This window comes from Methanoculleus sp. 10 (assembly GCF_913757945.1).
Lineage (GTDB): Archaea > Halobacteriota > Methanomicrobia > Methanomicrobiales > Methanoculleaceae > Methanoculleus.
In genome coordinates, this window is the sequence record NZ_CAJYDP010000006.1 from 181,302 (window position 1) to 206,869 (window position 25,568).

30 protein-coding genes and 1 tRNA gene are annotated in these 25,568 nt (G+C 61.9%); 3 read left to right on the forward strand and 28 right to left on the reverse strand.

The features are described 5' to 3' along the window. Positions 1-92: 92 nt before the first annotated feature. Positions 93-1,124 carry a DUF1786 domain-containing protein gene (locus QZ408_RS08855; RefSeq protein WP_292490987.1) on the reverse strand — a complete coding sequence of 344 codons (1,032 nt, stop codon included), beginning with the start codon at positions 1,122-1,124 and terminating at the stop codon, positions 93-95. A 676-nt stretch (positions 1,125-1,800) separates the two neighbouring features. Here QZ408_RS08855 and QZ408_RS08860 point away from each other — a divergent pair. Then, positions 1,801-2,067, forward strand: a complete 267-nt coding sequence (locus QZ408_RS08860; protein ID WP_292490989.1) for a DUF1922 domain-containing protein — start codon at positions 1,801-1,803, stop codon at positions 2,065-2,067. Positions 2,068-2,226: 159 nt separating this feature from the next. Here the strand turns inward: QZ408_RS08860 and QZ408_RS08865 are convergent, their stop codons facing one another. From QZ408_RS08865 to QZ408_RS08950, 18 genes are read right to left on the reverse strand one after another with little or no spacing between them, the layout of a single operon-like run. Then, positions 2,227-2,997, reverse strand: a complete 771-nt coding sequence (locus tag QZ408_RS08865) for a formylmethanofuran dehydrogenase subunit C (protein WP_292490990.1) — start codon at positions 2,995-2,997, stop codon at positions 2,227-2,229. Next, positions 2,994-4,694, reverse strand: coding sequence for a formylmethanofuran dehydrogenase subunit A (locus QZ408_RS08870; RefSeq protein WP_292490992.1), 1,701 nt, complete (start codon positions 4,692-4,694; stop codon positions 2,994-2,996). Before QZ408_RS08870 ends, QZ408_RS08865 begins: the two co-directional genes overlap by 4 nt. Continuing rightward, on the reverse strand, positions 4,691-5,977 hold the full coding sequence (locus tag QZ408_RS08875) for a formylmethanofuran dehydrogenase subunit B (protein ID WP_292490994.1): 1,287 nt from the start codon (positions 5,975-5,977) through the stop codon (positions 4,691-4,693). The genes QZ408_RS08870 and QZ408_RS08875 overlap by 4 nt, the downstream gene beginning before the upstream one ends. Then, on the reverse strand, positions 5,967-6,356 hold the full coding sequence (locus QZ408_RS08880; protein ID WP_292490995.1) for a molybdopterin dinucleotide binding domain-containing protein: 390 nt from the start codon (positions 6,354-6,356) through the stop codon (positions 5,967-5,969). Before QZ408_RS08880 ends, QZ408_RS08875 begins: the two co-directional genes overlap by 11 nt. Continuing rightward, on the reverse strand, positions 6,353-6,961 hold the full coding sequence (locus tag QZ408_RS08885) for a 4Fe-4S dicluster domain-containing protein (protein ID WP_292490996.1): 609 nt from the start codon (positions 6,959-6,961) through the stop codon (positions 6,353-6,355). Before QZ408_RS08885 ends, QZ408_RS08880 begins: the two co-directional genes overlap by 4 nt. 4 nt (positions 6,962-6,965) lie before the next feature. Beyond that, positions 6,966-8,054, reverse strand: coding sequence for a nickel-dependent hydrogenase large subunit (locus QZ408_RS08890; RefSeq protein WP_292490998.1), 1,089 nt, complete (start codon positions 8,052-8,054; stop codon positions 6,966-6,968). After that, a complete protein-coding gene (locus tag QZ408_RS08895) occupies positions 8,051-8,506 on the reverse strand; it encodes a hypothetical protein (protein WP_292490999.1) in 456 nt (151 codons plus the stop codon). The genes QZ408_RS08890 and QZ408_RS08895 overlap by 4 nt, the downstream gene beginning before the upstream one ends. After that, on the reverse strand, positions 8,503-8,892 hold the full coding sequence (locus QZ408_RS08900) for a DUF1959 domain-containing protein (protein WP_292491000.1): 390 nt from the start codon (positions 8,890-8,892) through the stop codon (positions 8,503-8,505). The genes QZ408_RS08895 and QZ408_RS08900 overlap by 4 nt, the downstream gene beginning before the upstream one ends. After that, positions 8,889-9,131: a hypothetical protein gene (locus QZ408_RS08905; RefSeq protein ID WP_292491001.1), complete on the reverse strand. Its 243-nt coding sequence runs from the start codon at positions 9,129-9,131 to the stop codon at positions 8,889-8,891. The genes QZ408_RS08900 and QZ408_RS08905 overlap by 4 nt, the downstream gene beginning before the upstream one ends. After that, positions 9,128-9,973, reverse strand: a complete 846-nt coding sequence (locus QZ408_RS08910) for an NADH-quinone oxidoreductase subunit H (RefSeq protein ID WP_292491003.1) — start codon at positions 9,971-9,973, stop codon at positions 9,128-9,130. The genes QZ408_RS08905 and QZ408_RS08910 overlap by 4 nt, the downstream gene beginning before the upstream one ends. Position 9,974: 1 nt before the next feature. Then, positions 9,975-10,178, reverse strand: a complete 204-nt coding sequence (locus QZ408_RS08915; protein WP_292491004.1) for a hypothetical protein — start codon at positions 10,176-10,178, stop codon at positions 9,975-9,977. 5 nt (positions 10,179-10,183) lie between these two features. After that, positions 10,184-10,837: a hypothetical protein gene (locus QZ408_RS08920; RefSeq protein WP_292491005.1), complete on the reverse strand. Its 654-nt coding sequence runs from the start codon at positions 10,835-10,837 to the stop codon at positions 10,184-10,186. Beyond that, positions 10,830-11,429, reverse strand: coding sequence for a DUF2105 family protein (locus QZ408_RS08925; protein ID WP_292491006.1), 600 nt, complete (start codon positions 11,427-11,429; stop codon positions 10,830-10,832). Before QZ408_RS08925 ends, QZ408_RS08920 begins: the two co-directional genes overlap by 8 nt. Next, positions 11,426-11,881 (reverse strand): DUF2106 family protein, encoded by a 456-nt coding sequence (locus QZ408_RS08930; protein ID WP_292491007.1) that lies wholly within the window; start codon positions 11,879-11,881, stop codon positions 11,426-11,428. Before QZ408_RS08930 ends, QZ408_RS08925 begins: the two co-directional genes overlap by 4 nt. Further along, positions 11,875-12,114, reverse strand: a complete 240-nt coding sequence (locus QZ408_RS08935) for a DUF2107 family protein (protein WP_292491008.1) — start codon at positions 12,112-12,114, stop codon at positions 11,875-11,877. Before QZ408_RS08935 ends, QZ408_RS08930 begins: the two co-directional genes overlap by 7 nt. Then, on the reverse strand, positions 12,111-12,341 hold the full coding sequence (locus tag QZ408_RS08940; RefSeq protein WP_292491009.1) for a DUF2108 domain-containing protein: 231 nt from the start codon (positions 12,339-12,341) through the stop codon (positions 12,111-12,113). The genes QZ408_RS08935 and QZ408_RS08940 overlap by 4 nt, the downstream gene beginning before the upstream one ends. Next, complete coding sequence (locus QZ408_RS08945) at positions 12,338-12,577, reverse strand: DUF2109 family protein (protein ID WP_292491011.1); 240 nt, start codon at positions 12,575-12,577, stop codon at positions 12,338-12,340. The genes QZ408_RS08940 and QZ408_RS08945 overlap by 4 nt, the downstream gene beginning before the upstream one ends. Further along, complete coding sequence (locus tag QZ408_RS08950) at positions 12,574-13,059, reverse strand: hypothetical protein (protein WP_292491012.1); 486 nt, start codon at positions 13,057-13,059, stop codon at positions 12,574-12,576. The genes QZ408_RS08945 and QZ408_RS08950 overlap by 4 nt, the downstream gene beginning before the upstream one ends. Positions 13,060-13,414: 355 nt before the next feature. Between QZ408_RS08950 and QZ408_RS08955 the strand changes: the two genes are divergently transcribed. Together QZ408_RS08955 and QZ408_RS08960 are read left to right on the forward strand one after the other, a co-directional pair. Next, a tRNA-Leu gene (locus QZ408_RS08955) sits at positions 13,415-13,499 on the forward strand. Between the two features lie 84 nt (positions 13,500-13,583). After that, positions 13,584-13,829: a hypothetical protein gene (locus tag QZ408_RS08960; RefSeq protein WP_292491013.1), complete on the forward strand. Its 246-nt coding sequence runs from the start codon at positions 13,584-13,586 to the stop codon at positions 13,827-13,829. A gap of 235 nt (positions 13,830-14,064) precedes the next feature. On the opposite strand, the gene QZ408_RS08965 is transcribed toward QZ408_RS08960, so the two are convergent. The 9 genes from QZ408_RS08965 to QZ408_RS09005 all read right to left on the reverse strand — a co-directional run bounded on the left by QZ408_RS08965 (position 14,065) and on the right by QZ408_RS09005 (position 25,399). Next, complete coding sequence (locus QZ408_RS08965; RefSeq protein ID WP_292491015.1) at positions 14,065-14,781, reverse strand: SprT family zinc-dependent metalloprotease; 717 nt, start codon at positions 14,779-14,781, stop codon at positions 14,065-14,067. Continuing rightward, complete coding sequence (locus QZ408_RS08970; RefSeq protein ID WP_292491017.1) at positions 14,782-17,871, reverse strand: HsdR family type I site-specific deoxyribonuclease; 3,090 nt, start codon at positions 17,869-17,871, stop codon at positions 14,782-14,784. Continuing rightward, positions 17,849-18,373: a winged helix-turn-helix domain-containing protein gene (locus QZ408_RS08975; RefSeq protein WP_292491019.1), complete on the reverse strand. Its 525-nt coding sequence runs from the start codon at positions 18,371-18,373 to the stop codon at positions 17,849-17,851. Before QZ408_RS08975 ends, QZ408_RS08970 begins: the two co-directional genes overlap by 23 nt. Then, entirely contained in the window at positions 18,370-19,599 is a 1,230-nt protein-coding gene (locus tag QZ408_RS08980; protein ID WP_292491021.1) for a restriction endonuclease subunit S, read from the reverse strand. The genes QZ408_RS08975 and QZ408_RS08980 overlap by 4 nt, the downstream gene beginning before the upstream one ends. Before the next feature lie 77 nt (positions 19,600-19,676). Continuing rightward, positions 19,677-20,603 (reverse strand): hypothetical protein, encoded by a 927-nt coding sequence (locus QZ408_RS08985; RefSeq protein ID WP_292491022.1) that lies wholly within the window; start codon positions 20,601-20,603, stop codon positions 19,677-19,679. Continuing rightward, entirely contained in the window at positions 20,600-21,193 is a 594-nt protein-coding gene (locus tag QZ408_RS08990) for a hypothetical protein (RefSeq protein ID WP_292491025.1), read from the reverse strand. Before QZ408_RS08990 ends, QZ408_RS08985 begins: the two co-directional genes overlap by 4 nt. Continuing rightward, a complete protein-coding gene (locus tag QZ408_RS08995) occupies positions 21,187-21,621 on the reverse strand; it encodes a DUF1016 N-terminal domain-containing protein (protein WP_292491027.1) in 435 nt (144 codons plus the stop codon). The genes QZ408_RS08990 and QZ408_RS08995 overlap by 7 nt, the downstream gene beginning before the upstream one ends. Next, positions 21,618-24,062, reverse strand: a complete 2,445-nt coding sequence (locus QZ408_RS09000; RefSeq protein WP_292491028.1) for a class I SAM-dependent DNA methyltransferase — start codon at positions 24,060-24,062, stop codon at positions 21,618-21,620. Before QZ408_RS09000 ends, QZ408_RS08995 begins: the two co-directional genes overlap by 4 nt. Before the next feature lie 620 nt (positions 24,063-24,682). Then, complete coding sequence (locus QZ408_RS09005; protein ID WP_292491030.1) at positions 24,683-25,399, reverse strand: hypothetical protein; 717 nt, start codon at positions 25,397-25,399, stop codon at positions 24,683-24,685. Positions 25,400-25,568: the final 169 nt, after the last annotated feature.

Genomic DNA, 25,568 nt, shown 5'->3' on the forward strand with positions numbered 1-25,568 from the left:
CTTCGCGCTTCGCACCCCGTGAACCACCCGGCAGGGGCGGTATGACTCCGCCGGGTTCTCTTCTTTTGGGACCTTTCTCCTCCGGCCCGCCCTCACCCCTCCCGGAGCTGCTTCCAGAGGTACATAAGCCCGAAGCACCCCGAGAGCATCATATCCCCAAAGGGCGCCGCCTGGCAGGCCTCCGGGAGCAGCCGGAGCCGGTTCGGGCCCGTGACGGCCACGGCATTGGTGACGAGGGGTTTCCTGACCGCAGCCCCGTGGCCGCCGTCGTCGAAGACCTCTTCCGACGTCAGCGTGCCGTCGGCGAGCCGCCGGATGTAGTGCTGGAGTTTCGCCGGGGTGAGGGCGCCGGTATGGTGCTCGAAGATCCCGTAGATCTCCCGTCCTTTCAGGGCGAAGCAGAGGGTATGCCCGTTCCCGGCGTTGACGAGGATGACCCCCTCCTTTGCCTGCTGCCGGACCCGCGGATCGCAGAGCGCCCCGATGAGCGCGACCGGCCCGGTATCAGTGACGAGCGCGCCCGGCGCCTGTCTCCGGACCGCCTGCATCCTTGTCATATCGGCAAGCGGGGGGTCGGCGACGAGCGAGAGGAGGTCCCAGTCTCCGGCATCCAGCCGCTCCCGCATCAGTTCGAACCGGTGGATGCGGTTGCTCCGGTGCGGGGAGTAGCCGTGGTCCTGGACCGCGACCGCGACGTTCTCCGGGTACCCGACACAAAAGAGGGAGAGCGCGTTTTTGAGCTCCGGCTCCATGTAATCGGTGGTATGGACGGTCACCGCGTCCTCCGGGGGGTCGGTTCGGATATCGATCCCCATCGAGCGGACCTTCTCAAGATCGTCGTGGAGGGTCCCGGCGGCCTCGGGGGTGGCGTAGATGGGGAGGCCTGCCGCCAGGTGCTCCCGTACCGCGCCGGTGTTTGCGCCGCCGCCCATCAGGAACCCGTCGAGGAAGACCGGGCGACCGGCCCCGGTCGCCTGCCGGATCTTCTCCGCCGTCACCACGGTCGGGGAGGGGAGGACCAGTTTGATGCTGTTCTCGATAGCCCGGCCGGGTTCGTAGACCAGGATGTCCTGGGTGCCCCTGCCGACGTCGATCGCAAGAAGCGGAGTGTTGAGATCGATCATGAATATCCTCACGAACCGACGCAGCCTTATGGAGCGCGGCTCCTATATCGAGTTTCCCCGCGAAGTCAAAAAAGGATGCTTTGTGCAATGCCTCCCCTCATAACCTTCCCTTCGCATCTTTCGCGTGAGGCGTAGTATAGGAGCAGCAACATGGTCTCACGCGAAGCCGCGAAGAACGCGAAGGGCGGCTCAAGCACTGTCAGGTGCGGAGGAGAGTTGCCGACAACCGCACGACCTGTATGAGCAGGGGAGGAGCGGTTCTGGAGTTCCGGAGTGCAACGATTCCTAATTACCGGCATTCTCAATTGTTTCGCACTGCCCGGGTATCCCCACGATCCACTCTACGGGAGATCCCGGAGGGGAACCGGATACGGCTTTCCCCCGGATATCGCCAGCACTGCCCCCGCCACCGGGTGGGGGCGGGGGAGGAGCGCCGAAGGCCCGGGTGAGGTGGGGGTTGCCGGAGCGGCGTACGGGTACCCACCTGTGGAGACCGGAGAGGACATACGGGTACCCGCCTGCCGCAGGCGCGGGCGGGGTGAGGGGATGCCAGAGGACAATGCATGGGTATCCCCCATGGCGAGGCCGGACAAAGTGAGGGGTTCTTGTTCCCCGGCGCCGGAAGAGAGCAGGATGGATAACTATAAATCCGCCCGCCCGCACACTCCCATTAATCATGTACCTCGTCATCCGCTGCCCGGGCTGCAGGACCTTCACCTACGTGGACCGCTACCAGCGCTGGAGACTCTGTCCGATGTGCGGCGAGGCGATCAACGTCGGGCGTGCGCCGGTCTACCTGGACGTCGACGACTTCCTGGATGCAGAACAGATGGTGGAGCAACTCGAGTCGTACCTGCACCGGACGGGAAAGAAAGACCTCTCCGAGCGGGATATCCAGCAGTTGCGGGCCCGGTATGCCGAGTGGGTGAAGAACCGGGCCTGATCACCAGAGGTCACCAGAGGCGCCCGCAGCCCGGGCAGAGGATACTCACTCTCCTTCCGCAGTGCGGGCAGAAAAGACCCGTACGTTCGTTGCTCTCTAGCGGTCGCCCGCACTTCTTACAGTGAATCGGGGCCTCGAACCCACATGCGTGCCTGACCATCAATCCAGATATCTATAGTCCTTTACAAAAAGATTTCCTTTCCCCCTGTTCGCAATATCGCCGATAAAGTGGATAAGCATACGCCCCTCATGCTGGACCGTCCCGATCCTCTTAAACGTCGGGAGCATGCCGTGCGCGGTCCCGTAGACGTAGCAGGAGCCCCCCTTCATGTTCGCCGCCGGACGACTGCAGTCAGCGTGGACGACGAGCGTGCCGCCGTGCATCTCCGCCCCGGCCATGTCCCCGGCATCGCCGTGCACGATCACGGTGCCGCCGGCGATGCTCTCCGCGAGGAAATCGCCGGCGCGGCCGAAGACTTCCACGGTCCCGCCGGTCATGCCCTTCCGCCCCCCGCGGTACCCCGACGCGCAGTAATCGGCGGCGTCGCCCCGGCAGAGGATGGTCCCCCCCGCCATCTCCCGCCCGAGCCAGCCATCGGCGTTCCCGTGGATCTCGATCGTCCCGCCGGTCATGAAGTTGCCGCAGTGCATACCGATATCGCCGAGGACGGTGATCTTCCCGCCGTCCATATACTCGCCGACCCTCTTCAGCCGGGACGTGCCGTCCCCCGATATGACGACCTCGACGTCCTCCGGCCGGTCGGCGCTGCCCTCCACAAAGACCGAGAAGACCTCGTCGAGCCTGAGTTCGCGGTTCCCCCGCCAGACCGAGAGGTCGGTGCCGGAGAGGAAGTTCTTCGGGACGATCGCCTCCGCCTCGATGGGGATGAACGACCTCGCGGCGGGCCTCATCGCGAGCGTGACCCTCATATCCCCGCCTCCGTCTCGATGCACCGGTTCCGGTTCAGGTACTCTTTCTGCACCGGGTAGTTCCTCATCCGGACCGTGTAGTAGCGGTCGAACTTCTCGATGAAGTCGGGGTCCTTGCCCATGTCGTAGGCGTCGGAGACCTTCGGCCTGACCCAGAACGTCGCGTTGCTCCCGTCGACCAGGCACTCGCCCCTCCGCGAGACGACCCTGCCCCGCTTGATCGTATACTCGGTCCGGCCGAACGCCTCGATCACCTTCTGGTAATCGACCGACGGGTCGACCTCATCGACCCGGATCGGGTAGACGGCGATATCCGCCTCTGCGCCCGGCCCGAGATGGCCTTTCCCGAGGTCCTGGATCCCGAGCGCCTTCGCCTGACCGGCCCGGGTCATCACCGCGATCTCGTACCAGTCCAGCTCCCGCTCGATCGCCGGGAGGGGCACCCGCCCGCCGGTATCGGGGTGGACCGTGGCGAACTCGGCGTCACGGTACTTCTTGCTCATGAGGAGCGCGACGATCTCGGGGTAGCGGACGAACGGCGCACCGTTCGGGTTATCCGTCGTGAGCAGGCACTGCCAGGGGCTCTTCGTGAGGAGTGCGAGCTCAAGGCCGATCGCCCACATGATCGAGTTGACCAGGTTCTTGCGCCGGTAGATGACCGGGATGATACCGGACCCGGTCTCCAGTTCCACATCGTGGTTGCTCCACTTGTCGTGGTGAAGGCGGTAGAGGTTGAACTCCATCGGCCCGTCGGCGGTCATCGTCGTCGTCCGGCCAAACATCACCTGCCCCATATCGATGACGATCTGCGGGCGCATGTTGACGAACCGCGCAATCGGCTCGCTCTTCGAGCAGAAATCCTTCCATCCCGATCCGCCGTAGGCGTGGAACTGGACGTGGGTCGCGTACAGCGTCTGCCGTTTTTTGTTCAGGTCCGGTATGAGGCCGAGGGACCCGAGCGTGCAGGTGTAGTTCCCCGGGGTGCCCAGGTTGTTACAGTGGAGGTGGACCGAGTGCGGGAGGCCGAGGAGCTCGTTCGCCTCGACGACCGACCGGATGATCTCTGAGGGCGTCACCTCGAAGTAGGGCACCGGGTCACGGATGCACGAGACGTTCTTGCCCCACTGCCAGGCCTCCGTGCCGCCGGGGTTCGTGAGTTTGACCCCAAACCCCTTCACCGCCGTGAGCGTCCAGGCGATGATGGCCGCGACCCTTTTTGTGTCGCCGTCGCGGATCGCCTCCATGATCCCCCAGTTCCCGTCAAAGAGGGTGTTTGCCATCGTGTCCTGGAGCGGGGTGTAGGTGAACTCCTCGTGGGTGTGCCGGGCCTCGAGCGGCGCCATCGCACCCTCAAGCAGGGTGGTGTACCCCATCGCGCTGTAGCGGTAGCTGTTGCCGTAGGTGGTCGGGACGCTGTAGCCGGACGTGGAATGCATCGGCCCGCGCCGGGGCGTCCTCCCGGCCCGCATATCCTCGGGGCTCATGTACCGCCCGAAGTTCACCTTCGTCCCGCAGATGTGGGTGTGCGAATCGATCCCGCCCGGGAGGGTGAGCGCACCGTGGACGTCGATCACCTCCGCCGCACCGCTCACGTCCTCGACGATCCTGCCGTCGCGGATGGCGATATCCATCGTCTCGGCGTTGACGCCCCGGAGAGGATCGATCACGCAGGCGTTCCTGATCAGGAGTTCGCTCATGCTTTCGCCCCCTGCATCAGCGCGTACATGCGGATGAGAACCTCCTCGTCCGAAGGGTAGCCGGTGGAGAGGACCCTCCGCGTCCGGATAGGCACTCCGTCCATCCGGTAGGCCGTCCCCACGGCATCGATCCCGGTCACCGCCACCGGGATCTGGACGTTGCAGAACGCGGTGGTGGCGTTCGGGTAGGGGTCGAGCTGGACCACCGGGATATCCGCGAGGTGTTCCAGGCACCGGCGCGGGAAGTGGGCGGCCGGGTCGCTCCCGACGATCAGCGCCGCGTCGCACTCCTTCCGGGCCAGGATATCCACCGCCGTCGTCTCGCCCGGGTTGTAGAAGGCGATCCCCCGCGAGAAATCGATACCGAACGGGTAGCCGGTCATCCAGGTGTTCACTTCGTTGGACCCGTAGACGTTGTAGTGGCCCCGCATCGCCGATATGGTGAACTTCGTGTGCCGGCTCAGCTCGGAGACAAGTTCGATGGCGTTACGGATGTTCTTGTACTTCCCCCCGGTCATCGTGAGCCCGAGCCCGAAGTAGACCGCACCGAACTTCGCACCCTTGCAGAGGTCCACCACCCGGACGAGCTGCTCACGGGTGACGCCCGCGACCGTCCGCGGGATCGTCTCCGTCTTCCCCCGGACGATGGCCCGGAGCGCCGAGAGGACCGCGTAATCCCCGCCGGGCTTGATCTGCACGAACTCGTCGGCGATGTTCGCGGTCTCGGTCCTCCGGACGTCGACGACGATCACCTTCCGGTCGCGGAAGGCGTTCTCAAGGAAGAACCCCTCCGCGTAGCGCGTGTACCGGGAGAGGTGACGGGGGTGGGCGTCGATCGGGTTTGCTCCCCAGTAGATCACGAGGTCCGCCCGGTTCTTCACCACACCGAGGGTGCAGCCCGGGTGCCCGACCTCCTGGATGGCGAGGATGGACGGCCCGTGGCAGACCGAGGAGGTGTTGTCGATGACGCCGCGCACGAGCTCGGCCATGTGCACACCCACGCACTGGGCCTCCCCGTGGGTGCCGCTCCACCCGTAGAGGAGCGGGCGCTCGGCCGAAAGAAGCATATCGGCGGTATACTGGATCGCCTCGTCGTAGGTGATGTCTTTCCACGTGCCTCCGTCGCGCAGGATCGGGTTCTTCATCCTCTTCTCGCCCATCAGTTTCTTTGTACCGAGTTCGCAGGCGTTCGCGACGGCGACCACCCGGTTCTCCTCCACCTCCACCTCGATGTCGTCGCAGAGGCATCCGCAGAACGGGCAGACCACGTCTTTAACGATCATAGGCAAGGCCTCCCAGGTCTTCCATCAGCTCGTGAACAGTCTTTGGTTCTTCGTCAGTCGGTTCGAGCGCCACTTCGTGCGACTTGAAGTCCGGCATACCGGTCGAGTGGGTGCCGGCGGCGATGATGTGGTTCGCGTAAGGCCCGTAGGGGACGAAGATGGTCCCCATCCCGACCTCCGGCGACGCAACCGCCCGCATGACGACCTCCCCGCAGGGCCCGGTCACCCGGACGGCATCGTTGTCGGCAAGCCCGAGTTCGAGCATATCGAACTCGTGCATGAAACAGGTCGAGGTCTCCACCGCGTAGGCGGCGGATGTCTTGTTCTCGACGGTCACGCCCTGGTTCACCGTCCGCCCGGTGATCATGAGAAACGTCACGCCTCCGCCTCCTCTCCCTGCACCCCTTCCACCATCCGGGCGACCCGGATTGCGCGGTTCGGGCAGTGGGTCTCGCAGGTCTTGCACCCCGTGCACTTCTCCTCGTGGAGGATCCGCACCCTGCCGCCCTCGATCCGCATGATCACCTCGTCGCTTGAGGATGTCCCGGTCCCTGCAAGCTGGGGGTCTATCTGCCGGTTGACCGGGCAGGAGACGCAGCAGTTCCCGCACCGCATGCAGAGGGCGTCGTCGACCTCGAGGTGGTACCAGGAGGAGAACGCCGTTTTATCGCGCCGGGTGACGTCGAGGATCCGCCCGCTTGATAGAACGCCTTCGGGGCACGCCTCGACGCAGAGGCCGCACCGGATGCAGTGGCCCCGGTAGACCGTGGGCACCCATTCGTCCTTCTTGCGGAGGACCGCGATGGCCTCGGGCGCCGGGCAGATCATCATGCAGGAGAAACACCCCGTACACTCTTTCTCCGTCCGGGAGGGGTAGTCCTTGAAGTAGGGCGGGGTGACGAGGGGCGCGGTCCTGACGAAGAAGAACTTCCTGAGCCATTCCGGCCGGAGGAACTCCCGCACGTAGTAGACGATCGATCGCATCTCCTCACCTCTCGTTGCACGCGATGCAGGGGTCGCTGCTGATGAACGTCGACGTCACGTCGGCAATCGACGCGGCGTCGGTGATCATCGAGTGGGCGCAGGCCTCGATGTTCATGATCGAGGGCGTCCTTATCGCGATATCGAGCACCCTGCCATAGTCGTCGGTCTTCACGGAGTAGGTCAGCTCGCCCCGGGGGGCTTCGCCGCTGTGCGAGGCCTCCCCTGCCCTGCAGAGGCCGCCGCCGCGGATGGGACCATCGGGGAGGGTATCGACGCACTTCCGGATGAGATCGATGCTCTGGAAGACCTCGTCGAACCGGACCATGACCCGGGCGAAGTTGTCGCCCTCGGTCCGGGTCACCTGTTCGAACCCGAGCGCCTGGTAGGTCGGGTGGCGGAGGCGGAGATCGGACTCCGGGACGCCGCTCGCCCGGGCCGTGGGGCCGACGGTGTGAGCCTTGATCGCCTCCTCACGGTTCATGACCCCGATCCCCTTGCTCCGGAGAGCGATCAGCGGCCCGGTCTCGAAGATCCGGACGTGCCGCTTCATCTCGTCCTCCACCTTCGCGAGGTCGGCAAGCATCGCCGCGGCGTCCTCCGGCAGGAGGTCGAACCGGACCCCGCCCGGGATCATGTAGGCGGTGTTGACCCTTGAGCCCGTGATCCGCTCGAGGTTGTCGAGCACGATCTCCCGGGTATTCAGGAGGTACATCGCGAGCGTCTCGTGCTCGATCGTGTAGCAGTAGGAGAAGTTCGCGAGGATGTGGCTTGCTATCCGGTCGAGTTCGTTCACGATGACCCGGAGGTATGCCGCCCGCGGCGGGACCGTTATACTGCTGATCTCCTCCATCGTCTCGATGAAGACCATGTTGTGGATGACCGAGCAGATACCGCAGACCCTTTCTGCGAGGAACATCACCTCCTGCCAGGGCCGGCCCCGCATGATCCGCTCGATCCCTTTCTTCATGTAGCCGAGCTCGACCTCGACCCTGAGCACCCGCTCGCCCGCCGTCTCGCACTTGAGGCGGACGGGCTCCTTCCAGCAGGGGTGGACCGGGCCGAGCGGTATGGATACGTCGACGGTCTTCTTCATCGCTGTTTCTCCTCGTAGTCTTTGAACACCAGCGGCGCAACCGAGAGTATGGCGGAGAGGATCTCCGTCGGGCGGGGCGGGCAGCCCGGCACCTGTGCGGCGATGGGGATGTAGTTCTCGACCGGCGGGGTGGTCAGGGTGCCTCTCCGGGCGTAGACGCACCCCGATATCGGGCAGTTCCCGATCGCGACGGCCGCCTTCGGTTCCGGGATCTTGTCCCAGATCTCGCGGAGTTTGTCCACCCACTGCGGCGTCACGGAGCCCACGACCAGGAGGACGTCGGCCTCACGGGGGTTGTTGTGGACGTAGATGCCGTACTGCTCGATGTCGTAGCGCGGCGCAAGGCAGGCGAGCACCTCGATGTCGCAGCCGTTGCACGACCCGACGTCGACGTAGGCGACGTGGATCGACCTCGACCGGACGGCGTTCTTGAGATCCTGGAGGATGCTCATCCGAGGACCGCCTCCCGGATCCGTTCTTTACCTCTTGCGACCGCCTCGTCGGCTGCCAATCCGTCCCCTATCATTGTCTTCGTCTCATCGTATATCGACTGCATCGTCTCTGTATCCACGAGCGGTACAAACCGGGTGAAGAGTTCGTACCCGAGTTCTTCTGCCACCAGGTCGGCCCCGTCCGCGTACTTCTGTCCCATCTCCCACCGGGACTCGAGGTTCTCGAGCAGGGACATGTCAAACCGCCGGATCATCACCATGCGGAGTTTCGCATCGGCCATACCGAGGCAGCGGGCGATCTCCCGGACCGTCCGGTCGTGCTTCGTGCTCGTGAGGATGGTGTACTTCATCGGCCGGAGGTCCTTCTCGTAGAGGTACCGGGTCATACATACCCTCCTGCCTTTGCGAGGGCGTAACCGGCAAAGAGGGCGATCATCAGCCAGAGCCCCACCATCTCGAACTTTTTGAGCCGTTCTTCATCCGGAGCGCGGTGGATGAGGGAGAGGATCACGAGGAACCCGGCAAAGACCAGCGCCTCACCCTGGACGGTCTGGTTATCAAACCACTGCACCAGCGCTATGACGATGTACGCCGCCCCGCCGAGCAGCACCAGTTCACGGATCATGGCATCACCCACCAGAGGTATCCGACGTAGACAAGCATCAGCCCGGTGATGAGCCCCTGGATGGTGACACTGTCAAACGGCGAGAGCATGGGCGTTATCGCGCAGACGAACGAGAGCGAGACGAGGACCAGGGTCATGATGGCGAGTGCCAGAGAGAACGGCACGGCCCCGATGAAGATCAGAACGAACGCGTAGAGGAGCACGAACGTCTTCGTCCCGTCGATGACAGCGATCCCGGCCCTCCAGACGCCGAAGTGCTCGGTCTTGTAGCCGCTCACGAGTTCCTTGGACTCGACGATCGAGAAGGGGCCGTAGGGCATCTTCGAGAGGATGACGAGGTACATGGCTATCGCGACGGGCGGCACGATCAGGAGGAGCGGCCCGTGGACTTCCTGGTATGCGATGATATCCCGGAGGAGGAGCGACCCTGTAAAGAGGTAGATCGCCGCGATCGTCACAAAGAGCGGGATCTCGGATGCCGCGGATATCACCGACCGGACGCCGCCGAACTTCCCGTAGGGCGAGCCCGACGAGAGCCCGAACCCGTGCTCCACGACCTTGTGGAGCATGTAGATCGCAAAGAGGATCAGGATGCTCTCGCCGGCAAGGACGACGAAGAGCGCCGCGCTCCATATGCCGATCCCGATGAGGACGACCCCTACATAGAGCGTGGCGCTCGCCGTCTTCGGGACCCAGGTGCTCTTAAACGAGAACTTCAGGGCGTGGAGGATCTCCTGCCAGACGGGGGGTCCCGGCCTCAGCTGTACCCGTGCGATGACTTTCCGGTGGAGCCCGAGCAGGAGGAGGCCGAACGCTGCTGCAAATACCAGGTACTCGATCATGTCAGTATCCTATGAACGGGATATCCTCTTCTCCCCCCGGGGCCCGCCACCGGAGCGCGAGGAAGAGCACCAGTACGGGAAACGCGATCACGATGACCGTCTCCGCCGCAAAGAGCGGTATGAGGGCTGCCGCGAGCGCCGCCCACGCGGCGGCGATGGCGAGGGCCGATGCCGCGAGTCCGTAGGTAACCGTCGTTCGTTTCATGGCTATCAGATGGTTATGACTATCTCCACGACGCGGAGGAAGATCAACAGCGACGAGAGGGAGCACATGATGACGTAAGGGGCGCCCGGCGCCCGGAACATCTCGGCCTTTGCCGCGTAGAACGGCGCCATCCCCTCTCCGACGACGCCGAGGGTAAGGAAGAACTTCGCCACCAGCGGGACGGCAAACCCGCCGGCCGCAAGAGCGGGGATCGAGAGCGTGCCCGTTGTCGCGAGGACCAGTGCGGCGCCCCCGAAGAGCGGCAGGGTGGCGACCATGGCGACGATGCCGTACTCGTATGCGGCGTTGAGGACGTGGCGGCTCTTGACCGCCGCGACGATCCCGACGTTCGTGATGCCGACGAGCGAGGCAAAGAGCGTGAAGTTGAAGAGGTCCCCGCTCCCCATCGCGCCCATCGTCGCAAGGCCGCAGGCGATCGCCATGAACCGCCGGAACCGCATCTCGGCAACCGCCGTCTCCTTTGCGTAGTAGGCGTCCCCCCCAAACGCTATGTCGATCTGCCCTTCGGGCCTGCTTGCGATGATAAGCCCCGTGAAGATCATCGCGAGGATGAAGAGCGTCGCGGTGTAGGGGGTGTAGTAGTGGAGGATGTCCCCGAACTCCAGCACGAAGAGGTCGCTTCCGCCGATATCAGGCATTCGGACCACCCCGCATGGTGCCGATGAGCGACATCTTGGCCATGACCTTGACGAGGATCGCTGAGCCCGCGAGCATGACCGCAAAGAACCAGTACTCCGGGAGGATCATGAAGACGAAGAACGCCACAATCCAGAGCACCCACGAGTAGCCGCTCGCCGTCTCGATCAGTTCGAACCGCTCGCTGTGGTCGCGGCAGAGGAAGTAGAAGATCACGCCGAGGCCGGCGACGGCGCCCCCGGAGAACCCGGAGAGGATGATGCCGTAGACGACGAGGATCGCGGCGAGGATGGCGGGAGCGCTCTCCATCACCTCGATCTGCAGGCCGGGGCCGGGCGGCCGGGTGTAGCCTTCCTTGATCCGGTAGATCTCGGAGAGGGCGATCAGCTCAGATGCACCCACCACGAGGCCGGGGAGGACGAGCGCCTCGGCAAGGTCGGTGCCGATGAGCGCGATGAAGGCGAGGCTCGCGATCTCGACAAGGTCTGTGAGGAGGAGGCGGTGGAGGCCGTCGGTCTCCCGCATCAGGGCAAAGAAGGCTAACCCTGCCGACGCGAACGCCACGGAGAGGCCGATCGAGTAGTCGGGGATCACTCTTCCTCCCTCCGGTAGAGGTACGAGGCGATCGCAAACGCCGTAAAGAGGATGCTCGTCTCGACGACGGTATCGAGCCCCCGGGTGTTGTAGAGGATCTCGTCGATGATCCCGCCGGGGTGGGCGACGATCGTCGTGCCGATGTAGTGCGTGTGGTCCGCGAGGTATAGCGAGAGCGGTGTTAGGTAGGTCGTGACGTAGCCCGCGTAGGGCGAGTTCTCGGGATACTGGCAGACGATCTCCGTTGTGCCGAACGGCACTCCCCCCCGGTTGTAGGGGTAGAGCCCGCTAGCGGGGTCAAGCTGCGACTTCGGGTAGAGCTGCTCACCCTCGAACGCGAGCGGGAGGGAGAGGATCCCGAAGAGGGAGACGATGATGCACGCACCGGCAAAGAGCGCTACGAGGTTCTGGAAGTTCGAGATGAACCTCGAGATCCGGGTGATGATCAGCATGACGCATCCCTCCATTCCATCAGGCGCACGATGACGAACGTGCCGATGGCGGTGACGGCAACAAACGTCAGGATGGCGAGGGCTTCATCGTAGGCGAGCATGACGAGGAGGAGGCCCCACGCCGGGATCTCGAGGTTGATCAGCCGGGCGACGTAGGTCTTCGGCCGCACGAAGGCGACGGAGAGGACGCCGATGACGAGGATGGCGAGGCCGAGGATGAAGACGGCGTTCACGCCTCCTCCCTCCTGACGGCCATGAGGACGAAGATCGTGGCGATGGGGGCGATCAGGGCGGCCGTGACGGCGACGTCTATGTAGCCGCGGTCCACGATGAACGGCAGGGTGCCGGCGACGAGGATCCCGAGCGATATGAGCTTCCCGTAGGAGTCCTTGATGAGGGCGGCGGAGACGGCGCCCGCGAGCGCTATGAACCCGAACGCGACTTCGAGGGCGGGGATCACCGCTTCACCCCCCCGGCGTAGGTGCTTGCGATGGCGTTCGATTCGAGCGTGGAGCCGACGAAGTAGGCCGCCGCCGCAACGAGGGAGAGCGGGTGGTCGAGCAGGAGGACCAGCGCACCGGAGACGGCGAAACTCAGGACGTTCGCGTAGGGGAGTTTCCGCCCGGTGTTCTTCTCGACGATGGCCCGTATGGCGGCAAAGGCCGCTATCGCGGCGACGATGTAGAGCGCGATCATTGCCGGACCCTCCAGAGCCGTGCAAGCAGCCGGCTCGCGTGGGCGTGCGAGAGCCCCTGGATGGTGAGGATGGCGATCACCATGCCTGCGATGAAGTCTGTTGCGGAAAACCCGATAAGGGTGAAGGCGTAGACGACGAACGTGGCGAGGATTGCCCCGGTGGTCCCTGCGTAGCCGGGGTCATAGCAGATGCGGTTGCCGATGAAGACCATCAGGGCCGCGGCAAGTCCGCCGGGGATGCCGGCGACGTAGACGCCGCAGGCGGCAAGGAGCGTCCCGGCCGAGGCGTCGGGGGAGCAGACGATGTTGCCCATCATGGTGCCGCCGGAAAGAGCGCCGCCAGCGGCCTCGATATCCCGCGCGATGGCCGAAGCTCCGCTGACACCTCCCGTCTCCGGCAGTCTGAAGAAGATATCGACGGTTACGAAGAGGATCCAGCTGATGATCGCCGCCGCCAGGATATGGAGGATCTCGTCCAGCATTCTCGCTCAACTAATGAAAAATACGGTCGATCAATTGAATAAAGGTTGTGTTGTTAACATTCGGGCACGATTCTGCCGGAATGCGCTTCCAGCGCACCCCGGGCATGGTGATCCCGGGTTAATTTTCTATAGTATACAGTGAACTTCATGTACAATATAGTTTCCCACGTGTGGTCTCAGGATCGTTCTGCGCCGGTATCGGCGGATCCCGGGCTGGTGAGCCGGGTGTCAGGATCGGTCGTGGGGAGCGCGGATGCCGCACACCCCGCGCACCGCATGGGAGACCTCCACAGCCACGGTGCGTGCCGCGCCCGGGGAACAACTATAATTCTCCCGGCAACCGATACCTATACGCGCGGGGGTTGCCGAGCCTGGTCAAAGGCGCTGGATTTAGGGTCCAGTCTCGAAGGAGTTCAAGGGTTCGAATCCCTTCCCCCGCATTACTGCCCTGAGAAATGCCAGAGACGGATTGAGAACCAGGTCCGTAGGGGAAAGGCGTGATCTTCAAATAGTATGAGGAAGATTTGGTCGAAGCGGGGCTCGGCCTTGAGGAGAAAGAGATTCCGGCTACCATTGAAGAGGATCACCTGCTCGTCATCGGGTCCCCTGGAGATATTACCGTCCGGATCTTCAAGGACGTCCAGGAGTACCGTGTAGAGATCCCCGACGATGTTGTCAAACGGGTTCAATTCGAGGATTCTACCTACGAACACCCGCTCCCTGCTTATATCGAGATTTCAGAAGGAAAGATCGGTCTCATCTTCCCCTGACCTTTTTTACATCCGGTTCCCGGCCGCGCCTTCCTCCGCGCGCTCTCACTCCTGTGCCGCTCCACCTCACGCGGAGCAGCGTGACAGGTGGGGTGTAGCCCATCCATAGTGCGCCGAGGTTCGAGCCGGTCATGGTCGCCAGAGTGCCCGGGCAGTAGGAGAGTGTTTGGTCTGCTGATGGGAGGCCCCGGGCTTCTCCCTGATGGCGAACTCACCCGGGTTCTCAGGTGTTGCTTCAGTAACGCCAGGTCTCGTGGCTTAGTGGTGCCTGATTGAGCACATCCCGATAGTGTCGCCACTGTGGCATGAACTGATCCATCAGTTCCCTGAACAGGTCGGTGTGATTTCGCTCCAGCAAATGGACCATCTCGTGGACGACAACGTATTCGAGGCACTGAACCGGTTTCTTCGCAAGTTCCAGATTCAGCCAGATCCGCCGGGCCTCGATGTTGCAACTGCCCCACCGGGTCTTCATCTTTTTAACTCCCCATTCGTCGACCGTTATCCCGAGCGTCTCCTGCCACTTCGTGATCAGCGGCGGGATCAGGGCTTTGAGCTCCTTCCGATACCACCTGAGCATGACCTGTTCGCGCCTCTCGGCATCGCTTCCCGCCGGAACATACAGGTCGATCCTTGCCTTATTGCGCACCTCAATCCACGACGGGCCTGCATGCTCGATGACGTTTAACAGGTAGCGTTTACCGAGGTAGTAGTGCGTCTCGCGGTAGGTGTACTCTCGCGGACTCTGGCGTTCCTGGGCCCTGAATCGGGTCTGCTGCCGTTTGATCCACGGTAATTTTGTGATCACCGCCAGCCGCACCGCTTCATCATCCACGCGTAACGGCGCTGCTACCCGGACCCGGCCTTCGGGAGGGTACACCCCGAGATGCAGGTTCTTGATGTCCTTTCGGACCACATCGACCTGTACTCCGCTCACGGAGATCCGGTGCATTCAGGCATACTCCTGCTGGTTTTTGATCAGTTCAAGGATCTTGTCGAGTTTATCATCATCCTGGACGACCTTCTTGATGGCAATACGGACCATCTTCGTCTTAATGGGGTTGTGCGTCCAGTCGTCCTGTTTGGTCGAGGTTACCGCTTCATGGACCGCGAGCGCAATCGCTTCATCCTCGCCGAGGTTGTCGTAGAGAGCCTGTTTTGCGGGACTGTCCAGGGTCCTGGGGTATCGTGCGCCGTCGCCGGGGCGCTTGATCTGCTTTGTCAGTTCGACGATCTTTTTGAGGTATTCCTGGTACCCGAGTGCCTGCGCCCGGCGTTCTATGATCAGCGCGTCCAGCAGTTCGGACATCTTCTCATAGTATTTCGGGTTGATTGGTGTCTCGTCGATGATCAGCTTGCGGACGTTGTTCTCGATGGTCTCCGCAACCGCTTCGCGATCACGCTGTATGCCCGCCGGGAGCGTCTCCACGGCATCGGCACCACGTTCAAGGAGGAGCTGGACCAGCGGCATATCATCGAATGCCGATATCTTCACGCTCTCTTCGGCCCGGATGTAGGTGTCGAGGAGATGCCGCATGGCCGGCTCGTAGAGTTTCAGGTCGATGTAGTCACCGCTTGCCCACATGACCTCTTTGCGGACATTGTCGTAGTGGGTGACCTCGGCCTGGATCTCTGCGGCCTCGGCGTCGGTGTATCCGGCATCGTGCATCTCGTTCGCCAGGCCGGCATACGCCCTGAGGAGGGCGGCGGTCAGTTTGTAGAGAGCAAGACGCTTGCGCTCGTTCTCCTTGAGCGCCTCGGGATCGGCGGTATCGGCCGCACAGAAGAAATGCTGATACGCAAGGGTGTCCCGGGGAGGAACGACTGGCTCGCATAACGTCCTGATCGCCTCAAGGGCGTCGCCGAGCCGCTCGCGCCCTTTTTCCAGGCGGTCTTTCAACAACCCGGAGACGTCCTCTCTGTCGAAGCCGCCGAAGGCTTCGCCGGTGTAATCCTTGAGCGACTTCTCAAGCGACCGGAAGAGGTCTTTGTAGTCGATGATGTAGCCGTACTCCTTGTCCTCGCCGTCGAGGCGGTTCACGCGGCAGATTGCCTGGAAGAGGCCGTGGTCGCGCATCTGCTTGTCGATGTAGAGGTAGGTCGCCGGCGGAGCGTCAAAGCCCGTCAACAGTTTATCGACGACGATCAGGAGTTTCATCTGTCCGGGCTCGTTGATGAACCGCTTCTTCACCTCTTTCTCGAACTGCTCGACCTTGTACATCGCCGTGTCCTCCGGTTCGTCGAAGTGTTCGGCGAGCATCTTGCGGTAGATGTCGTACTGCCGCAGCCTCTCGGTCAACCCCTCGCCGGTCTCCTCGCCCTTGATGTCCGAAGGCTGCGGCGCGTAGGAGGTGATGATCGCACATCTGCCTGCAAGGTCGGTCTTCTGGAACATCTCGAAGAACCGGCAGGCCGAGTAGATGCTGCTGGTGACGAGGAGCGCGTTCCCGCGGCCGCTCCTGAGCCGGTCGCGCAGTTCCATATCGAGCAGGATATCAGCGACGATCTTCTTCAGGCGATCCTGTGCGCTGAGCACTTTCTGCATGGTTCCCCAGCGCTTCTTGAGCTCGGCTCTCGCGGCGTCGGTCAGACCCCGGGTCTTGATCTCAAACCACTGGTCGATCTTCTCCTGCGAGGTGATGCTCTGGTCGATGTCGCGGGCTTCGTACTGGAGGTCCAGGACGACGCCGTCACGCACGGCCTCGTCGTACTTGTAGGTGTGGATGTAGGGGCCGAAGACCTCGATGCTCTTCTGCTTGTCCTGTTTGAGCAGCGGGGTGCCGGTAAACCCGATCAGCATCGCCCGGGGGAGGAGCGCCTTCATCGCCTGGTGCAGTTTGCCGGACTGGGTGCGGTGGCATTCGTCGACGAAGACGAAGAACTCGCCTTTGGGGGAGAATCCTTTCGGCAGGTGGCTTTTGATCTCTTCGATGTACGTCTGGAGGTCGGTATCGCTGAGGTCGTCGCCGCGGCCGAACTTGTGGATCAGCGAGCAGACCAGCCATTCGGTGTCGGTGTTGAGGACACGAACGAGGTCGGCGCCGCTTTTGGTGCGGTAGATACCTTCGCTGACGCCGAGGAAGACCTTCTCGATCTGGTCGTCGAGTTCGGTGCGGTCGGTGACGAGCAGGACGCGGGCGCCCGGCACGTGTTCGCGGATCCACTTGGCGAGCCAGACCATGATCAGGCTCTTCCCGCTGCCCTGCGTGTGCCAGATGATCCCGCCCTCGCGCCGCTTTACGCGTTTCTGTGCCGCCTTGACCCCGAAATACTGGTTGTGGCGGCAGGTCTTCTTGATCCCGCGATCGAAGACGACGAAGTCGTGGACGATCTCAAGCAGGCGTTCTTTCCGGCAGAGCTGGTCGAGTTCGGTGAGGAGCGGGTTTTCTCCGGCGGCGGGCGGAGCATCTGCCTCTTTCCAGCGCAGGTAGTACTTCTCCGGCGTCTCGATCACGCCGTAGCGGAGCCCTTCGGTCTCGTTCCCGGCCATCACGAGTTGCACGGTGGCGAAGAAGGGGCGGATGAAGACTTTCTTCTGGTTGTCGAGGTTCTGGCGGATGCCCTCGGATACCGAGACGATCGACCGTTTCAGTTCGAGCACGCCGAGAGCGATGCCGTTGACGTAGAGCACGATATCCGGCCGCTTGCTGTTCTCGCCGGCGATGGTGACCTCCTCGGCGATGGCGAAGTCGTTGTTCTGGGGATTCTCCCAGTCGATGAGCCAGACGGTAACGTGCTGTTCGCCGATCTCGGGCCGGACCTTCACCCCGTAGCGGAGCAGCCCGTAGACCTCGCGGTTGGCGTCGTAGAGGGTCTTGCTGCCGCTGACGGCTCTGGCTTTGCCGAGTTCATAGAGCACTTTGCCGATGATCTGGTTACTATGGCCCCGGCGCGTGAGCCATGCGGCGAGCAGCGCCTCCTCGACGTTGCTGTTTCCCTCGCGGTACTCCCGGTTGCCGAGGTAGCGATACTTGAGGGTGCCCTGGAAGTAGGCGACAACCCGCACCTGCGTGAGGCGCTCACGCTCGCCGACGGTGCTCATCTTCGCCTCCCATAATCTCCCAACGGCCGCCTTTCGTTGGACCCACCCGTCTGAGCCGGCCAGCCTCTCTCAATCGCCGGATCTGCCACTCAATTCCCTTCGGCGTGATGCCGATCCGCTCTGCGAGTTCGTTCATGGTGATGGTTGGGTCGGTTGCGATCAGGGCCAGGACTTTGTCCCTAGTTTCTTCCCTGGTTTCTTCCCTGGTTTCTTCCCTGGTTTCTTCCCTGGTTTCTTCCCTGGTTTCTTCCCTGGTTTCTTCCCTGGTTTCTTCCCTGGTTTCTTCCCTGGTTTCTTCCCTGGTTTCGCCGACACCTCTATCCCGGACCCGGAGGACTCTCGCCTCCAGCGACTCTGGCTGTGACTCTGGCTGTGACTCTGGCTGTGACTCTGGCTGTGGTGCCTGGCCGGGAGCCAGAGTCCGGCGGATGATCGTCTGGAACCCGTCGCTGACGGCGAACTTCGGGTCCGGAAGACCGGCCCCGGTGCAGTGCCGGATCATGCCGCTGCCTCCGGTGGTTCGACGAGGCGGATGCGCCCGGTGAGGAGCTGCTGCATCATGCCCTGCTTGATCTGTTTTATCTTATCCCGGCGGCGTTCAAGGGCGGCGAGCTCGGCGTCCATGTCGGAGAGGACGGTGGCGATGGCGCGTTGTTCGGGAAGTGGGGGCAAGCAAACCTCAAAGTTTTTCATCACGTTCCAGTCTGCACGTGGCATATGTGTCCCGTAGGATATGCTCGCTGCTTCGACGAACCGATCACTCTGGACGATTGAATACAAAAACCCACTATCAGCCTGGCTTGCATCGACCATCAGAGGCCATATCTCAGTTGTACAGATGCCATCCCTATCGGCGTGCCAGAATTTGCGAAGGTACGAACGGAGCCGTCCGAACAGGACATCCCCGTTAAAAAAGCGGTACTTTGACGACGTTGAATTTCGTGCTGTGGAGACCTCCAGAAGCCGTCCATTGCCTTGCCCGATATGCTCAAGTTCCACACATAACGTGTCTGGATCCACATTTGATGGCAAGGTCTTCTGATTTCGAATTGACGCGACTTCCCCCAGCCGCTTTGTCTCCCACTCCCCTGCAAACCCCGGCAGCCTCTTCTTCCCGGTGAGGAGCTGCTGCATGGCGGCCTGCTTGATAGCCCGCTTCTTTTCGATCAGCGCATCCAGCGCCCCGATGAGCCCGTCCGCATCGGAGAGGGCGGCGGCGATGGCGCGTTGTTCGATAACAGTTGGAGGTAACGGGATCCGTTGATCAAGAATGTCCGACCGGGAGAGGCCGGGGATAAGACCTGTTGATGCAGCCTTGATCTGATTGGCGTTCTGCAAGAGGGAATAATAGAGAAATTTGGAGTTCCATTGCTTGACACGGATAGCCATCAGCTGCCTGCTAATGCAGTAAGAAGCGTCAGCCTCTATTAGACTTCCAGAGCCTGATCCTTTTACGGTGACAAGTATGTCCCCTTTATGACAGAGGGTTGTTGGATGAGTCGTGAACTTTGTTTGTTGAATGTGACCCTCGGGGAAATCTGCCGGTCCGGTGAGATAAGGTACACCGTCACCGTGCGTATTGCAGTGGCGTGCGAGAACATGATGCCCAGAGAGAAGTGATATGTCTTCGCACAGGGGTATTGCTTCCCAATCCTCCGGAATCACCCCCACATCCGTCTGCTTATACCCCGGTGGCACTTCCTCCCGGATCACCCGCGAATCAATCATTCCCTCTCTCCCAAATGCACGTCGTGAGCTCCTGCCCATGCTCAATTGTTCTACGTATGGGGAAAGCAGAGACCATATCAGGCATCCTCTCTGCCGCCTTCAGCCTCGTAGCTAAAGAGAACGTATTTGGGAGGGTTATTTACACCCACCCTCTTCGTATGAACCTTGATTGTAACAGGTTGATTGAGATGGCCGTTGATGGAGCCCGCATCCTCAATTGCGGCACCAACTTTACCTGTGATGATCTCGGCTGAATCTGTGATATGGAACTCAAACGTCCGCCTGTTCGGGAGGACCCCGAGAAATTGCCCTCTCAGTTCCATATCCTCCTCGCGAATATTGTCCTCGCTGAGGCGGCTTGCACTACAAGCGACCTGGCCCACATCGGAGAATCTGAACGTCTCACCCCTGGACTCCAAAGCACACACGGCTTCCTGGCTTGAGAGGGTGTTGAGAAAATCACGAAGTGCTTTCAGCGCCCGCGGATCGGCTTCGGATACCGCCTCACTTAGTTCTTCGTCGGTCCCAACCGATGCCTTGAGGATCGCCATTGTTTTATCTACCGCTAATTCGAGAAGAGATTTATCTTGAGTGAGGGTGTAACAACGGGATGTTTCTTCCAGGACGAACCCGAACGACCCCGTTGCCGTTCCGGTGATCAGCATCTGATACTCTTCACGCTTTGGAATAACCCCACGCGATCCCAGCGGTTCACTCTGACTTGCTCCAATAGCGGCAACGGCGTCAGCAAATTCCCTGACGGCGGTGCCTCCAAAGTCGGCAAAAACGCCATGATTGCCGACGATGGGCTTTCCACGGAACGTAAGATTGATCCGAAAAGGTTTGTGAACACCCGTCTCTTGCGAGGCGAGCGCATCCTCTAATGCTTCCTTCCTGGCCTCAAGGCTCATCCGTTCAATGACACTCGATTTCGGCAACTGCGTGAGCATCTTCTCAAGGGTGGCGAGCTCCGAACGTATCTGGCGGTATTCCTGAGTCATCATAATGGGCCTCCCTCGTGTATCATTTCTCTAAGATTCGTTGTGGCTACCTGATCATCATTACTAGATAGATCAATCTGCAAAAAACCTTTCCAAAGTCCGTTGCGCCTGTGAGACCAGACGCTATACCAGTAAGCAGCCTGACTGACCAGTAACTCGGGATACTCGGTATTTAGACGCACGAAGTATGCATCGACATGGAAGTCATCTTTTGTTCTTCTGGGATCGAAGAGGTGCGGCGCTTGAGAGACAAGATCCTCCTCGTTGACCCCATCAGGAAGATAGTAAAACGTGACGAGATCGATATCATGGGGATCTCGCTCTTCGGTCTCTTCAATGTTTTCGAGGAAACTGCCGTCGATCCATTGGAAGCCATCGACAAGACCCACAGCGTGCAGAGCAGAGCGAAACGCCATGAATCCATCCAGGATAGCCCGGCGCGATCTTGTGGTCCCAAAGTGGAGGATACAATCGGTGAGAAAAACGGAGTACGGCGAACGATCGGCCGAGACCGGGTTATCTACATCGAATGGCGGTAGAACCCCATCGACATTCCACCGTGGTATAGCATCTCTATTCATTCTGTTCACCATTTCAGCCCCATCCTCTTTTGGTGCTCCTCGACCTTCGTCCAGAACACCTCTTGCGGAACGTGTGCCGTCGCTTCCGGTGCAGCCGACCTCCCCGTCATTTGTGCCACAGGCGGTGGCACAATTCCACCCCCGCCCAGCTCCGGATACTCGCGGAAGAAGGCGAGCATCCGCTTGATGTTCCGCTCCGAAAAGCCCTTTATCTCCGGCAGTTCGTTCTTCAGCGCCGAAGAAAGGCGCGGGATGACCGCAGCCCCCCATCCTTCGGCTCTCTGCCGCTCGTGAATGATCCGGCCAACCTCCCAGTAGAGCCGGACGAGCTCGGCATTGACCGCCAGGACCGCCCTGGTCCGTGCCGCGAGGATCCGCTCCTTCACGTCGACGAGCAGGGCGGCAAAATCGTCCGGGGCAACGTCCGCTCCGCCTCTCATCCCCACACCAGCCCCATCTTCCTCAGGTGCTCCTCGACCCTCTCACCAAACACCTCCACCTCCCGCTCCAGCTCCGGCAGCGGGCGGGCATACCGCTCGTCGAGTTCCTTCACCCGCCCGGCAAGCCGCTGCGTCAGCCGCTGCACCTCGCCCTCGATGGCGGCCCGGATTGAGGCGAACCACTTATCCTCCACCACCAGCGTCCTGATCTCGTCCCCGGTGAGGGTCGCGTACCGGGCCAGCACCCGCTCATCGAAAGCGGCCTGTGCGTCCTTCACTGCTTTGCCTGCCCTGGACTCTGCCTCGATCAGCGCCATGACCTGCATGAGGGCATCGCGTTCCTCGGCAAACTCCGGGTTCCTCCCGATCTCCTTCGACCGGGCGTTCACCGCCGCTCTGGTGACGTTGCCCTTCTCGTTCATCGCGTCCTCAAGCAGCCCCTCCTCCCCGGTATGCTCCTCGATGAACTCCTCAAGCTCGCGGGTGGCGGTCTCCTGCCGGGCCGCGAGATCGTCGATGGCCACCTGCCCGGCGGCGAAGTACCGGTTAATAATGAGACCCGGCGGGATCAGGTCCATCTTATACTTCCGGCGGCCGATGGTCAGGTCCGGTGTCTCCTTGATCTTCTTCGCCTTGTCCTCGATGATCCCGCGGGGCTTTGCCCCCTCGACCCACCCCTCCGCGGCGACGAGATCGACATCGTCCTGCATCACCCCGGCCCAGTAGTCCATCAGGCACTGGTACGCATCATACTTGTCCAGCAGCGGCAGGTCGGCAAACCGCGCGAGCAGGTCCTCCGAGAGCGCACGGATGATCTCCCTGGGCTTGTCGCCGGTGTCGAGACCTTTGAGGCGTGGCTCGTGCGCCGCCCGCCACCCATCAAAGACGGCGGCGACGCGGCCGGAGTAGGCCACAAACTCCGGGTGGGCGAGGATGGTGGCCTTCACCTGCGCCGGCTCGACCCTCGGCTCCAGGTACCCGGGGCGGCCGTTCGACCTGAACAACGCATCCCGTAGCGTCGGGAAGACCGACCAGTAGGGCTGCAGGGCATCAACGTCCCGCACAGGGATGCCGCCGTTGAGGTGGGCGTCGAGGTCGTGGAGGTCCTCAGGCTCGCTTGAGTCGATATAGCGCGGGATGTTCAGGTTGTAGTCGTTCGCACCGCTCGCAATCTCCGAGACCGGAACCATGCGGGAGTAGCGGGGCACCTCGATCTGGTTGTTGAAGACATCCACGATCTTCCGGATATCCTGCGAGCGGAGCCGGTTCTTGTTTCCGTCCTTCTCAAACCCACGCGAAGCGTCGATCATGAAGATCCCGGTCCGGGCAGAGGCGTTCTCTTTATCGATGACGATGATACAGGCCGGGATACCCGTCCCGTAAAAGAGGTTCGGGGGCAGGCCGATGATCCCCTTGATCAGTCCGTGCCTGATGAGATTGCGGCGGATATCGGCCTCTTTATTGCCGCGGAAGAGCACCCCGTGCGGGAGGATGATCGCACCCTTTCCGGTGCTCTTGAGCGACGTGATCAGGTGGAGGAGAAACGCATAATCGCCGTTCTTCTCCGGCGGGACGCCGTACTCAAAGCGTTTAAACTCGTCGTTTGCCGGGTCGAGGCCGTTCGTCCATGCCTTGGAGGAGAAGGGAGGATTCGCGACCGCGAAGTCGAACTTCTTCAGGCTCCCGTCGGGGTTCTTGAAGTGCGGGTCGGCAAGTGTATTGCCGCGCCAGATCTCCGCGCCCGGGTGACCGTGGAGGATCATATTCATCCGCGACAGTGCCCAGGTGGCGTTATCTATCTCCTGGCCGTAGATCGTGATCCCCCGCGGGGCTTCGTCGCTCGCCTTGAGGAGGAGGGACCCCGATCCGCTGGCAGGGTCGTAGAGTGTCTGATCCTGGCGCGTATCAGGATCGATACCGACCACCCTGGCAATGACCCGGGAGACCTCGGCAGGGGTGTAGAACTGCCCTTTGCTCTTACCCGATTCGGTGGCGAAATGCCGCATCAGGTACTCGTAGGCATCACCGAGCAGATCGTCGCCTTCGGCGCGGTTTGCCCGAAGGTCCAGACCTTCAAAGATCGCCACCAGTCTGGAGAGGCGGTCCTGCATCTCCTTCCCGCTCCCAAGCTTCGCCTCATCGTTGAAATCGGCCTGGTCGATGACCCCCTTAAGGCCGTTCGCCTCTGCGAGCTTGCCGATGATCTTGTTGATCTTGTCTCCGATCTCCTTGTCGCCCTTCAGCCTCACCATATCGTCGAAGCTTCCCCCTTCGGGCACCTCGATGATCATATCCTCCTTCCCCGCGTACCTATCGGAGATGTATTTCACGAACAGCAGCGTGAGAATATAGTCCTTGTACTGCGAGGCGTCCATGCCTCCGCGGAGCTCGTCGCAACTGCTCCAGAGCGAGCTGTAGAGATCGGATTTTTTGATTGCCATATCTCCTCCTCCTTATGTCTTCGGTTCCCGCCCGGTTATTTTCCCGCGGATTAAGGATGATCTGACTTCAGGTTATACGGATCTATTAAATTTTGCCACAACCAGAGTTAGATTCAATTCGAACTGCATGAATGTTAATGTTTTTGCGCCGGGTGGCGGTGCCGGTGGATTCGCCTGGTCTGATACCGCCCTGGATCGCGAGTGGGGGCCAATTCTGTTTGAGGCGATCCGAACGGGGGTATAATAGCGTGCGGTAGATTCGCCGGGTTCTTGTGATAGAAATTCACAACAACCCTGTATGGAGATACGCGCCGTCACCGGACACCCGGTGGTTCTCTCAATTATCGGATTCCTCCTAACCGCCGGCTGCGTCTCGGTTCCGCCGGCAGGGGACGATTAGACGCCTATGGCTGCTTACCCCCACCCCACACCAACAAGGCTTTTACCCCGCCGGGGAGCACCTCCCACTGTTGCATACGGACCCTGGCAGCCCCGCGCCCGGGCATAAACAACCCCAACCCTGCCGCATCATGGGCTACAGAACGGAGATGACACAATGAAGGTGCTTGTGAGAACCCCCGAAGGAGTTGAAGAAGTCAGGGAAGTCGATTCCGACGACATCATCCCCGGCGACCTCCTGGACGACGGCTCGGTCGTGCTCGACCTCTGGGACGAACTCTCGGACGACGACTACCTGGCAATCGGCCTGTACGACTGAGCACAACGGCACAGGGTGAGCCGGACCCTGCCCCCTCATCGCACCCCCGCCCGACCGTTCCACTCCTGGACCGGCCGCGAGTAGCACCCCTCACAGAGGTTCGCCTGCGTCTCCCGCGACCGATCACCGTCCTCCCGTTGTCGCAGATATCGCACCGGCCGGGCTCGACCTTCACCCGTTCGAACATCCGGTGGTCGAGGACGCCGGGGAGGGGCCGGACGCCGGTTGCACCCTGGTTGTACCCGGAGTTGCAAACAGGGTTGCAACCGCCATTGCAACCTCCCTCCGGGGAAGGGTCATCGCCCCCCTCGTCCTCCAGCCAGACCGCGAGCCCTGCCACCCACTCCCGGGAGCGCCAGGCGTCGAACGGGAAGTGGAGCTCGTGCCACCGGACCGTCGTCCCGGTGGAGCTGTCAAGCACCGTCGCATCCACCACGCCGAGCGCCGGACACTTCTCGAGGAGCCCGCAGTAGGTCGTGCCCCTCGCGGTGTAGCCCTGCAGGACCCGCCGCGTCTGGTGGTACGACAGCCCGGTCGCCTGCCGCAGCATCCGGACCGTGAACGTCTCCCAGCCCATCCGGGCGATGGTGGCGAGCGCCGCCGCCTCGTTCCGGGCCATCTTCGACTCCTGCCCGCCGCCCGGCCCCTCCCCCTCACGCTGCAGGAATCGCGTGGCACCCGACCGGGTCAAAGAACGTCGCGGGGTTCCGGCGGTTCGCGGCGGCACCAGCACCCTCTCCCCGGTTCGACCCGGAGCGGCGAGCCTATACACGCGGTCCCGGCAGGAA